This is a genomic window from Klebsiella sp. AqSCr, assembly GCF_008452795.1.
Taxonomy (GTDB): Bacteria; Pseudomonadota; Gammaproteobacteria; order Enterobacterales; family Enterobacteriaceae; genus Klebsiella; species Klebsiella pneumoniae.
Genome location: NZ_MJDM01000005.1, coordinates 3,255,946 through 3,268,013, shown reverse-complemented (window position 1 = coordinate 3,268,013; position 12,068 = coordinate 3,255,946). Strand labels below are relative to the sequence as shown.

At 61.1% G+C, this 12,068-nt stretch carries 11 protein-coding genes; 5 read left to right on the top strand and 6 right to left on the bottom strand.

Features of this window, described 5'->3' with window-relative positions:
- Positions 1-3 precede the first annotated feature (3 nt).
- Positions 4-1,101: a two-component system sensor histidine kinase PmrB gene (pmrB, locus tag BHE81_RS20000; protein ID WP_149888824.1), complete on the top strand. Its 1,098-nt coding sequence runs from the start codon at positions 4-6 to the stop codon at positions 1,099-1,101.
- Positions 1,102-1,349: 248 nt separating this feature from the next.
- On the opposite strand, the gene uvrB is transcribed toward pmrB, so the two are convergent.
- Positions 1,350-3,371, bottom strand: coding sequence for an excinuclease ABC subunit UvrB (uvrB, locus tag BHE81_RS19990; RefSeq protein WP_002895655.1), 2,022 nt, complete (start codon positions 3,369-3,371; stop codon positions 1,350-1,352).
- A gap of 411 nt (positions 3,372-3,782) precedes the next feature.
- Between uvrB and BHE81_RS19980 the strand changes: the two genes are divergently transcribed.
- Both BHE81_RS19980 and BHE81_RS19975 read left to right on the top strand, forming a co-directional pair.
- Positions 3,783-3,995, top strand: a complete 213-nt coding sequence (locus tag BHE81_RS19980) for a hypothetical protein (protein ID WP_002895652.1) — start codon at positions 3,783-3,785, stop codon at positions 3,993-3,995.
- Between the two features lie 86 nt (positions 3,996-4,081).
- The gene (locus BHE81_RS19975) at positions 4,082-4,804 is read left to right on the top strand and encodes an ABC transporter ATP-binding protein (protein ID WP_004152853.1); all 723 of its coding nucleotides are present in this window, start codon (positions 4,082-4,084) and stop codon (positions 4,802-4,804) included.
- Here the strand turns inward: BHE81_RS19975 and bioD are convergent.
- From bioD to bioB, 4 genes are read right to left on the bottom strand one after another with little or no spacing between them, the layout of a single operon-like run.
- Positions 4,746-5,468 carry a dethiobiotin synthase gene (gene bioD / locus BHE81_RS19970; protein ID WP_002895648.1) on the bottom strand — a complete coding sequence of 241 codons (723 nt, stop codon included), beginning with the start codon at positions 5,466-5,468 and terminating at the stop codon, positions 4,746-4,748. The two genes, BHE81_RS19975 and bioD, sit on opposite strands and share 59 nt — an antisense overlap.
- Complete coding sequence (gene bioC, locus BHE81_RS19965; RefSeq protein ID WP_023302145.1) at positions 5,461-6,216, bottom strand: malonyl-ACP O-methyltransferase BioC; 756 nt, start codon at positions 6,214-6,216, stop codon at positions 5,461-5,463. Before bioC ends, bioD begins: the two co-directional genes overlap by 8 nt.
- Complete coding sequence (bioF, locus tag BHE81_RS19960; RefSeq protein WP_004183475.1) at positions 6,200-7,357, bottom strand: 8-amino-7-oxononanoate synthase; 1,158 nt, start codon at positions 7,355-7,357, stop codon at positions 6,200-6,202. Before bioF ends, bioC begins: the two co-directional genes overlap by 17 nt.
- A complete protein-coding gene (gene bioB / locus BHE81_RS19955; RefSeq protein WP_002895580.1) occupies positions 7,354-8,394 on the bottom strand; it encodes a biotin synthase BioB in 1,041 nt (346 codons plus the stop codon). The genes bioF and bioB overlap by 4 nt, the downstream gene beginning before the upstream one ends.
- A gap of 213 nt (positions 8,395-8,607) precedes the next feature.
- Between bioB and bioA the strand changes: the two genes are divergently transcribed.
- A complete protein-coding gene (gene bioA, locus BHE81_RS19950) occupies positions 8,608-9,897 on the top strand; it encodes an adenosylmethionine--8-amino-7-oxononanoate transaminase (protein ID WP_004223758.1) in 1,290 nt (429 codons plus the stop codon).
- Between the two features lie 70 nt (positions 9,898-9,967).
- Positions 9,968-10,444, top strand: a complete 477-nt coding sequence (locus tag BHE81_RS19945) for a kinase inhibitor (protein WP_002895575.1) — start codon at positions 9,968-9,970, stop codon at positions 10,442-10,444.
- Positions 10,445-10,683: 239 nt separating this feature from the next.
- On the opposite strand, the gene BHE81_RS19940 is transcribed toward BHE81_RS19945, so the two are convergent.
- Positions 10,684-12,066: an amino acid permease gene (locus BHE81_RS19940; protein ID WP_004147672.1), complete on the bottom strand. Its 1,383-nt coding sequence runs from the start codon at positions 12,064-12,066 to the stop codon at positions 10,684-10,686.
- Positions 12,067-12,068 lie beyond the last annotated feature (2 nt).

Sequence of the window (12,068 nt, the reverse complement as noted above, 5' to 3'; positions counted from 1 at the left end):
ACCATGGCTCTGTTTGCAACTGAAACCTGGACCATGCGCCACCGGCTGCTGCTGACCATCGGCGCCATCCTGGTGGTCTGCCAGCTGATAAGCGTCTTCTGGCTATGGCATGAGAGCAAAGAGCAGATCCAGCTGCTGGTGGCCAGCGCCATCGAAGGGCACAACAACCAGAAACATGTGGAGCATGAGGTACGGGAAGCGGTTGCCAGCCTGCTGGTGCCGAGCCTGCTGATCGTTGGCCTGGCGCTGTATATCAGCATGCTGGCGGTGCGCAAGATCACCCGCCCGCTTTCACGACTGCAAAGCGAACTGGAGAACCGCACGCCGGACAACCTCACTCCTATCGTACTCAGCGAATCGGTACCCGAAGTCACGGCGGTGACCACCGCCCTGAATCAGTTAGTTTCCCGCCTCAATCTGACCCTCGACCGCGAGCGGCTGTTTACCGCCGACGTGGCGCATGAGCTACGCACCCCGCTGGCCGGGCTGCGGCTGCACCTTGAGCTGCTGGCGAAAGTGCATGGCATGGGCGTCGACCCGCTGATCCAGCGTCTCGATCAGATGACCACCAGCATTTCCCAGCTGCTGCAGCTGGCGCGCGTCGGCCAGTCCTTCTCCGCCGGCAGCTACCAGCAGGTGCTGTTGCTGGATGACGTGGTAAAACCCCTGCAGGACGAACTGGAGGCTATGCTGGCGCAGCGTCAGCAGCGGCTGCTGCTGACGGATATCGAAAACGAGGCCGTCGTCTCTGGCGATGCGACGTTAATCCGCGTGATCCTGCGCAATCTGGTGGAGAATGCTCACCGCTACAGCCCTGAAGGGTCGACGATCCGCGTGTCGGTGAAAGCAGGCCTGATGCCGGTGATGGCGGTGGAAGATGAAGGGCCGGGGATCGATGAGGCGAAAAGCGGCGAACTCAGTAAAGCCTTCGTGCGCATGGACAGTCGCTACGGCAGCATTGGCCTCGGACTGAGCATCGTCACGCGCATCGCTCAGCTGCATGACGCCCAGTTTTTTTTGCATAACCGACAGCCAGGGCCAGGGGTCCGCGCGTGGGTGCTATTCCCGCAGCGCGGGGGTCAGAACGTCAGCACCCATTGATGGAAGAAGGCAACAATAATGACCAGGGCGGTGGCGACCGCCAGATATTCACGGAAGTTAATTTTTTGCATGGGCGCTATCCTCATCAGGTTGAAGATAGTGTCGCCTGGCGAGATTAAGCAAACATTAAGAAGGCCGCAACGCGGCCTTTTTTCTTCTCAAATGTTTGTTATCTGGCAAGCAGGACGATAAGAGAAGCGCGCCTTCACTATACCCCGCACGTCCACTCCGCCGGTCTGCGCCCAGAATCAGGAGGCGGCGATAAACAGCTCGCGCAGCTGATGCAGCTGGTCGCGTATTTGGGCCGCCTCCTCAAACTCGAGGTTCTGCGCGTGCTGCATCATCTGCCCTTCCAGCTCGTGGATTTTCTGCTGCAGCGCTTTTGGCGTCATATCCACAGCGCTAAGCCCGGCAGGCTCAACGGCCTTCGCTTTACCGCGCCCTTTGGCTTTGGTTTTCGCCAGGCCCTGGCCCAGCTGCAGGATATCCACCACTTTCTTATTGAGCCCCTGCGGCACGATGCCGTGCTCTTCGTTGTAGCGCTGCTGTTTCTCCCGTCGACGCTCGGTCTCGCCAATGGCTTTGGCCATGGAGGGGGTGATCTTATCGCCGTAGAGGATGGCCTTGCCGTTGACGTTGCGCGCCGCGCGGCCGATGGTCTGGATCAGCGAGCGTTCAGAACGCAGGAAGCCCTCTTTATCCGCATCCAGGATCGCCACCAACGACACCTCAGGCATATCCAGCCCCTCACGCAGCAGGTTGATCCCCACCAGCACGTCAAACTCGCCAAGACGCAGGTCGCGGATGATTTCCATGCGCTCGACGGTGTCGATATCCGAGTGCAGATAGCGCACGCGCTCGCCGTGCTCCTCAAGGTACTCGGTTAAGTCCTCCGCCATCCGCTTGGTGAGAGTGGTGACCAGCACGCGCTCGTTGATGGCCGTGCGCAGGCGGATCTCTGACAGCAGATCGTCGACCTGAGTCGCCACCGGGCGCACTTCGATGATTGGGTCAAGCAGACCGGTCGGCCGCACCACCTGATCCACAACCTCGCCGCCGGATTTATCCAGCTCATAGGCGCCCGGGGTCGCCGACACATAGATGGTTTGCGGCGCCAGCGCTTCGAATTCTTCAAACTTCATCGGCCGGTTATCCAGCGCCGACGGCAGGCGGAAACCGTATTCCACCAGCGTCTCTTTGCGCGCCCGGTCGCCCCGGTACATACCGCCGATCTGCGGCACCGTGACGTGGGATTCGTCAATCACCAGCAGGCCATCCGCCGGCAGATAGTCGAACAGGGTCGGCGGCGGCTCGCCGGGCCCGCGCCCGGAGAGAAAGCGCGAGTAGTTTTCAATGCCCGAGCAGTAACCCAGCTCGTTCATCATTTCGAGGTCAAACTGGGTACGCTGGGTTAAGCGCTGCTCTTCCAGCAGCTTGTTGTTGGCCAGCAGCACCTTGCGCCGCTCCGCCAGCTCCAGCTTGATCTCTTCCATCGCCTGGACGATGCGCTCCCGCGGCGTTACGTAGTGGGTCTTGGGATAAATGGTATAGCGCGGCACCGTCCCTTCGACGTGGCCGGTGAGCGGGTCGAACAGCGACAGACGCTCGACCTCTTCGTCAAACAGCTCAATGCGCAGGGCGATATCGTCGGATTCCGCCGGGAAGACGTCGATCACCTCGCCGCGCACGCGAAAAGTGCCGCGCTGGAAGGCCTGATCGTTGCGGGTATACTGCAGTTCGGCCAGACGACGCAGGATCGCCCGCTGGTCAATCAGCATACCGACCGTCAGATGCAACATCATTTTCAGATACAGGTCCGGGTCGCCGAGGCCGTAGATCGCCGAGACTGACGCCACCACCACTACGTCGCGCCGCTCGAGCAGCGCTTTGGTGGCCGACAGACGCATCTGCTCAATATGTTCGTTTACCGAGGCGTCCTTCTCAATGAAGGTATCTGAGCTGGGAACGTAGGCTTCCGGCTGATAGTAATCGTAGTAGGAGACGAAATACTCGACGGCATTCTCCGGGAAAAACTCTTTCATCTCGCCGTAGAGCTGAGCCGCCAGGGTTTTGTTTGGCGCCAGCACCATCGTCGGCCGCTGCAGGTCGGCAATCACGTTGGCGATGGTAAAGGTTTTACCGGAGCCGGTAACCCCCAGTAGCGTCTGATGCGCAAGCCCATCCTCCAGCCCCTCTTCCAGGCGGCGGATGGCTTCCGGTTGGTCTCCGGAGGGGCGAAAGGCGGAATGCAGTACAAACGATTTACTCATCAATCAGAACCTGAAAAAAGAATTAGCGGCCGGTGTTTAATTCTACCCCCCGGGCCGTTTTTTGCCAATAAATTATACTGGATATTTAAACAGTGCGTACTTATGATAACGCCACAAAAGGGTCTTATTGGCCGGCAAGCTGGGTGCAAAATGCGCGTCAGACGGAATAATCCTCCGGCCGCCAGGGTTATCCCCAGAAAATTTTACCTTTTAACATTTGTCAAGCGGACGGATGAAACTTTTATGGCAGCAGATGACGCTTTTCTTACACCCATTGATTTTATCTAACAAGCTGATATTAAAGTGCTTTAACGAAAAGACGCCTTTCGCGCCAATTCAGCCGCAAGCCGCGTACGCTCTAGCTTACCGCAGGTTTTCTAACTCTAATACACAAGGTTATCCACAGGAATAGTGGATAACTGTCCGCAGCCCAAGACCACCGCCGCCCGGCGCCTGTCGCCTTTTGCGGTCAACCGCGTGGCGAAAAATTTTTATCGAACTATTTTTGATAACTATCCGCTTAAAGCCGCTCGATTTTTGCTGCTTTTTGCACCACCCTTTAGCGTCGGGCACCGGAAAAGTGCAGCCCCGGCGCTGACGAGGCCCGATGGTATCGGCGTTTAGCGCTTTTTTCCGAGCGTTCTTTTTCCTGGCAAGAGTTTTGCAGCATCTTTCTGTCGCCCTGACGCCAGGATAAGGAGAAAACGTCCATGTTGAATTTACAGGCAGTAAATCACTTTTACGGCAACCAGCATTCGCTGTGGAATGTCGATCTTGTACTACGCCCGGGAGAGTGCATTGGCGTACTGGGACGCGAGGGCATGGGAAAAACCACCCTGGTTAACTGCATTGCTGGCCACCTGCCGGTGGCCAGCGGCCGGATGACCTGGCATGACATTGGCGCCCCGCCGCAGGATCTCACCCCCCTGTCCGCTCAATCGCGCAGCGCCATTGGTATCGGCTACGTGCCACAAGATAAACGCATTTTTTCCCAACTCAGCGTGGAAGAGAACCTGCACATCGCCTTGGCGGCCGGGAAACCCGGGGCTAACGCCAGCGGCGGCGAGATTTATGAGCATTTTCCCGAGCTCTATGCCCTACGGCAGCGCAAAGGCGCCTCGCTGAGCGACGACGATCAGTACCAGCTGGCGCTGGCCAGGGCGCTGATCGTCCAGCCGCGGCTGCTGATCCTTGATGAACCCTCGCGCGGCAGAGGGCCGCGCTGCCTGCAAAAGCTGGCGGATCTGCTGTTGCGGTTAAATCGCGATATCGGCCTGACGGTGCTGCTCGCCGAGCAGCACCTGCCCTTTATCCGCCGGGTGGCGGATCGCTTCTGTGTCTTGCACCGGGGCCGTAACGTCGCCGAAGGCGATATTATGGCGCTGGATGAGCCGCTGCTGGCGCAGTGGATAACGCCGGATCCAGCGCCCTGAGGTCCAGATACTGGCCGAGATCGTCGCGCTGCGCGATATCGGCAAGCCACGGTATTTCGCCGAGGAACGGCGCGGCCAGTCGGTTTTTCAGCGTCGCCAGATATTCGGCGTGGCGCTTGCCCGGCGGCTGTACGTCATTGGCGATCCACCCCGCCAGCGGTAGTCCCGCCTGGCGTACCGCCTGAGCGGTAAGCATTGCGTGGTTGATACAGCCGAGCTTAACGCCCACCACCAGAATGACCGGCAGCTGTTCCGCCTGCGCCCAGTCGGCGAAGGTCAGGGAATCCGAGAGCGGCGTAAACCAGCCGCCGGCGCCTTCCACCAACACCCAGTCGGCGAGACCTTCCAGCTCACGCAGCCCGCTGGAGAGCCTGGCCGCGGCGATCGGCCGCCCTTCGTCGGCGCTGATGATGTGCGGGGAGGTCGGCTCGGCGAAGGTATAGGGGTTCACCTGGTCGTAACGCAACGCGACCCGACTATGACGCTGCAGCGCCAGCGCATCTTCATTACGCAGCCCATCGCCGGTAAGCTCGCTACCGGAGGCCACAGGCTTATAGCCGGCAGTGTGAAAACCCAGCAGATTCGCCGCCTGCAGCAGGGCGCTGCTGGCGATGGTTTTACCGACTTCAGTATCGGTCCCGGTGACAAAAAAACGTTTAGTCACGCTCAATGACTCCTGTAAAAAGAGAATACGTCAGCGGGCAGATGCCCTGCCGCTGCGGCCAGGCCAGCTGCAGCTCGCGCAGTTTGCCGCGGCCAAGCGGGGCGGCGGTCCGCCCCTGGTGCAAATGGGTGGCGCCGATGCCCTTCAGCGAGCGCATAGCGCTCAGCGCATCGGCGAACGGCAGGCTAATCTGATGAACCTCGCCGGTCGCGCGCAGGCCGCTAAGCGCCGCGCGCACCGCCGCTTCGCTAAGGAAACGGTTGGCATGCGGCCGGTCGTCGATGGCCTGCCACGCCTGATTGAGCTCCGGCAGCGAGTCGGCGAGCAGCGTGCTAAACGCCACTCTGCCGCCGGGACGCGCCACCCGGTACAGCTCGCTAATTGCCGCCCGTAGATCGTCGCACCACTGCACCGCCAGATTGCTCCACGCCAGATCGACGCAGGCGTCCGGCAGCGGCAGCGCCTCAATATCCCCCAGCAGATAATGCTGCGCGGCGTCGTTACGCTGCGCCTGGGCGAGCATCCCGGCGGAGAGATCCAGCGCGGTCACCACGCTGCCCGCCTCACGCCAATAGCGACTCATACTGCCGGGGCCGCAGCCGGCATCCAGCACCTGCGCAAAATCGCGGCGCGCCAGCTGGCGCAGCAGTAGATCGGCGCAGCGCCGCTGCAGTTCATCATGTTGCGTATAGCCGCTGGCCGCCCGGCCAAACGCCGCAGCCACCGCCTGCTTATTCACTGTGGCCATGCAGCACCTCCAGTAAACGGTTAATGTCTTCAGTATGATGGGCGGCTGTCAGGGTCAGGCGCAAACGCGCGCTGCCGACCGGCACCGTCGGTGGACGGATCGCCGTTGCCCAGCAGCCCGCGTCGCGTAGACGGCAGGCCAGGTTCAGCGCCCGGGCGTTGTCGCCGACGATCAGCGGCTGGATCGCGCTGACGGAGTCGGTCAACCCCAGCGACACCTCGCCCATCCCCTCACGGAACTGACGGATGCGGGCGGCCAGGATGTCGCGACGCTGCTGCCCTTCATCGCTGCGAATGATCCCCAGGGCAGCGCTCAGCGCCACCGCCTGGGCGGGCGGCATCGCGGTGCTGTAGATCAGATGACGGGCAAACTGCAGCAGATAATCGGCCATTGCTTCGTCGCACAGCACCGCCGCGCCGCTGACGCCGAAGGCCTTGCCGAAGGTAACCACCAGCAGCTCAGGGCGCACCGCCTGCGCGGCGCAGCTCCCGCGTCCTTCGTCGCCGACCACGCCAACACCGTGGGCGTCATCCACCAGCAACACTGCCCCTGCGGCCTGCGTCGCGGCGTGAATGGCCGCCAGCGGCGCGCTGTCGCCGTCCATGCTGAAAATGCCTTCAGTGACCGCCAACTGTTCGCCCGCCAGCGGCTTAGCCAGCAGTTGCGCGAGCTGCTGCGGATCGTTGTGGGTAAAGCGCCGCAGCTGCGCCGGGCTGAGGCTCGCCGCCTCCAGCAGAGAGGCGTGGCTCAGACGGTCGGCGACAATCCGATCGTCTTTCTCCACCAGGGCAGCGATCAGCGCCTGATTCGCGGCAAAGCCGGAGATAAACAGCAATGCGCGCGGATAGCCCAGCCAGTCGGCGAGCGCCTCTTCCAGCGCGCGGTGGGCTTCGCTATAGCCGCTCACGTGGCCCGAGCCGCCGGCACCGACGCCATAGCGCGTGGCCCCCTGTTGCCAGGCGGCGATAATCGCCGGATGCTGACTCAGGCCCAGATAGTCATTGCTGGAGAAGTTAAGCCAGCGCTCCCCTTCCCGCTCCAGCCAGCGCCCGGCGCCGTGCGTCACCGGCAGGCGGCGGCGAAAAGCTTCCGCCGCCCGCCGCTCGTCCAGCGCCCGATCGATTCGCTGCTGCCAGCTCATAGCGCCGCCGCGTTGTAATATTCCTCAGTGTCCGGGGTGAGTAAGGCCTGCTCCAGACGCTGCTGCTGCTCATTGTCGCCTTCCAGCACCGCCGTCTGCTGCGGGTTGATCCCCAGCTTGCGGAACAGCTGCAGGTCTTTGTCCTCTTCCGGGTTCGGCGTGGTCAGCAGCTTGCAGCCGTAGAAAATCGAGTTCGCCCCGGCCATAAAGCACATCGCCTGGGTCTGCTCGTTCATCTGCTCGCGGCCGGCGGAGAGACGCACGTAGGAGGTGGGCATCATGATGCGCGCGATGGCGATAGTGCGGATGAAATCGAAAGCGTCGACGTCGTCGTTATCCGCCAGCGGCGTGCCCTTGACCTTCACCAACATGTTGATCGGTACGCTTTCCGGCGGCGTTGGCAGATTAGCCAGTTGCAGCAGCAGTCCGGCGCGATCTTTTACGCTCTCTCCCAGCCCGACGATGCCGCCGGAGCAGACTTTGATCCCAGCATCACGCACTTTATCCAGCGTATCCAGGCGCTCCTGGTAGGTGCGGGTGGTGATGATGTTGCCGTAAAATTCCGGCGAGGTATCAAGGTTGTGGTTGTAGTAATCGAGGCCCGCTTCGGCCAGGCGCTGCGCCTGACTGTCGGTCAGGGTGCCGAGCGTCATACAGGACTCCAGCCCCAGCGCCTTCACCCCTTTCACCATCTGCTCCAGATAAGGCATATCGCGGTCATTGGGGTTTTTCCACGCCGCGCCCATACAGAAGCGGGTGGAGCCGGCGTTTTTCGCCTGGCGCGCTGATTCCAGCACCTGCTCAACCTCCATCAGGCGCTCGGCTTCGAGGCCGGTTTTGTAGCGTGCGCTCTGCGGGCAATATTTACAATCTTCCGGGCAGGCGCCGGTTTTGATCGACAGCAGGGTGCTGACCTGCACCTGGCGCGGATCAAAGTGTTGACGATGGATTTGCTGTGCTTCGAATAGCAGATCGATCAGCGGTTTATTAAATAATTCCGTTACTTGCGACATTGTCCAGCGAGGTTGGTGAGCCATTTTCCTCTCCAAAAGGTCGTACACTTCCTATTTCACACAGCCTCTTTGTTGGCTGCACTCGCGCCTCCCAGTCACATAGTGAACTATGCTCCTGGGGATGTTCTCGCTTGCCGCCTCGATGCTGCGCGAAATATTTTGTGTACGTTTCATTGTAAGTAAGTTCAGTGTAGACTTGTAAACCTAAATGTTTTCAAAATGGTTTACAAGTCGCTTATGACACTGGACGATCTCGCTTTCGATCGGCGCCACATCTGGCACCCCTACACCTCTATGACTTCCCCCCTGCCGGTCTACCCGGTGGTGTCCGCCCACGGTTGCGAGCTGTCCCTCGCCGGCGGCGAACAGTTGGTTGACGGTATGTCTTCCTGGTGGGCGGCGATCCACGGCTACAATCACCCACGCCTCAATGCGGCGCTGAAGGGGCAAATTGACCAAATGTCGCACGTGATGTTCGGCGGGATCACCCATCCGCCGGCAGTTGCGCTATGCCGTCAGCTGGTGGCGATGACCCCGGCCTCGCTGGAGTGCGTTTTCCTCGCCGACTCCGGTTCGGTGGCGGTAGAGGTGGCGATGAAAATGGCGCTGCAGTACTGGCAGGCTAAAGGCGAACCACGTCGTCGTTTTCTGACCTTCCGCAACGGCTATCACGGGGATACCTTCGGAGCGATGTCGGTCTGCGATCCGCAGAACTCGATGCACAGCCTGTGGCAGGGCTACCTGCCGGATAACCTGTTCGCCCCCGCGCCGCAAAGCCGCTTCGACGGCGAGTGGGACGAGATGGATATGGTGCCGTTTGCCCGCCTGATGGCCGCGCATCGTCATGAAATCGCCGCGGTGATCCTCGAACCTATCGTCCAGGGGGCAGGCGGCATGCGGATGTACCATCCGGAGTGGCTGAAGCGGGTGCGTAAAATGTGCGACCGGGAAGGGATACTGCTGATCGCCGATGAGATTGCCACCGGCTTTGGCCGCACCGGCAAGCTGTTCGCTTGTGAACACGCCGGGATTACCGCCGACATTCTGTGTCTGGGCAAAGCGCTGACCGGCGGCACCATGACCCTTTCCGCCGCCATCACTACCCGAACGGTTGCTGAAACCATTAGCAATGGCGAAGCCGGTTGCTTTATGCACGGCCCCACCTTTATGGGCAATCCGCTGGCCTGCGCGGTGGCCAGCGAAAGCCTGCGCCTGCTGGAGAGCGGCGAATGGCAGCCGCAGGTGGCGGCGATTGAAGCCCAGCTGCAGGCCGAGCTGGCCCCGGCGCGGGGATCTGCGCTGGTCGCGGACGTCCGCGTGCTGGGCGCTATTGGCGTGGTTGAAACCCGTCGCCCGGTCAACATGGCCACCCTGCAGCGCTTTTTCGTCGAGCAGGGAGTCTGGATCCGTCCGTTTGGCCGGCTGATTTATCTGATGCCGCCGTACATCATCACGCCCGAGCAGCTGACCCGCCTGACCCGTGCGGTCAACCAGGCAGTGCAGGACGAAACATTTTTTAGCGAATAAATAGCGGAATTGCGTCGTCGGGAAGGCTACACTTCTTTGTTAATCAGCGCATTATCAATGAGGATGAAGCATGAAACTGATCAGTCACGATCTCCAGGACGGCGGTAAGCTGCCTAATCGTCACGTCTTCAACGGCATGGGCTACGATGGCGACAATATTTCGCCGCATCTGATGTGGGATGATGTGCCCGCGGGAACCAAAAGCTTTGTGGTGACCTGCTACGATCCGGATGCGCCGACCGGCTCCGGCTGGTGGCACTGGGTGGTCGCTAACCTGCCGGCCGATACCCGCGTCCTGCCGCAAGGGGCCGGTTCCGGTCAGGCGGAGCTGCCGGAAGAGGCCGTTCAGACCCGCACCGATTTTGGTAAGGCAGGCTACGGCGGCGCGGCGCCGCCGAAGGGCGAAACCCACCGCTATATCTTCACCGTCCACGCCCTGGACGTCGAGAAAATTGAGGTGGATGCTGAGGCCAGCGGCGCGATGGTCGGCTTTAACGTCCATTTCCATTCCCTCGCCAGCGCCTCCATCACCGCCCTGTTCAGTTAATCTTCCCCCCGGATAGCGGCTTGCGCCTTATCCGGGGTACCCGCGGCGCCATTTGTTTTTCGGGTGGCGCTGCGCTTACCCGACCTACACTACCCCCACGCCCATGCTAGCGCAGCGCCGCCGGGCGATTGCCGCGGGCACGGAGCCGCTTTTATGCCGGGCGGCGGCTGACGCCTTGCCCGGCCTACGGTCCGTGCCATTTGTAGCCCCGGTAAGCGCAGCGCCACCGGAAATTGGCCTTACTGTTCAGTGGCTACCTGCAGCGCCGTTTTACGCACCCGCGCATACCACACCACCGTCAGCAGCCCGAGCCAGACCAGGCCGGCGATCAGCGCCATCCGCGTTTCGGCAAACATCCCTAGTACGGCGATGACCAGCCCCATAAACAGCAGCGTCAACAGCGGCGCCACCGGCCAGAACGGAATGGGAAAGGCGATCTGGCTGCGCTCTTCGGCAGACAAACCGCGGCGCATGGCAAAATGGGATAGCAGAATCATCAGCCACACCCATACCGTGGCGAATGCCGCCAGCGAAGCAATTAGCACAAATACCTGCTCGGGGATCAGATAGTTCAATACCACCGCCGCCAGCAGCGCGCCGCCCATGACCACCACCGTCATCCATGGCACACCGTTGCTGGCGATGCGCTGGAAGCTTTTCGGCGCCAGCCCCTCTTTCGACATGCCGTACATCATGCGTCCGGCGCCAAAAATATCGCTGTTAATCGCCGAGATGCTGGCGCTGATCACGATGATGTTAAGGATGGTCGCCGCCGCCGGGATCCCCAGACCGTCGAAAATAAGCACAAACGGACTCCCCTGTTCGCCAAAGCTGTTCCACGGGAAGATCGCCATCAGTACCGCCAGGGTGCAGACGTAGAACAGGATAATGCGCAGCGGAATGGTATTGATGGCCTGCGGGATCACCTTCTTAGGATCCTTCGCTTCCGCGGCAGTGACGCCGATAATCTCCACCCCGCCGAAGGCGAACATCACGATGCCAAGCGAGGCGATAACGCCCTGCCAGCCGTTAGGGGCAAAGCCGCCGTGGCTCCAGAGGTTTTCCAGCCCGGTGGCCGGGAAGCTGTGGCCAAAGCCAAAGAAGATGATCCCCGCCCCCGCCAGCATCATGGCGATAATCGCCACCACCTTCACCAGAGACAGCCAGAACTCCATCTCGCCAAATACCCGCACGTTGCACAGGTTCATCGCGCCGATAAAGAAGATGATGCTGAGGATCCAGATCCAGCGCGGCACATCGGGGTACCACAACCCCATATAGATACCGAAGGCGGTGACGTCGGCCAGGGCGACGATCACCATTTCAAAGGTGTAGGTCCAGCCGGTAATAAACCCGGCCAGCGGCCCGAGATACTGGCGGGCATAGCTGCCGAAGGAGCCGGAAACCGGGTTGCGCACCGCCATCTCGCCCAGCGCGCGCATGACGATAAACACCGCCGCGCCGCCAATCAGATAGGCCAGCAGCACCGCCGGGCCCGCCGCTTTGATGGCTGAGGCCGAGCCATAGAACAGCCCGGTGCCGATAGCGGAGCCGAGCGCAATAAACCGAATGTGTCGGGCATTGAGCCCGCGGAGCAGATGTGGCTTGTGTTGTTGTTGCATAT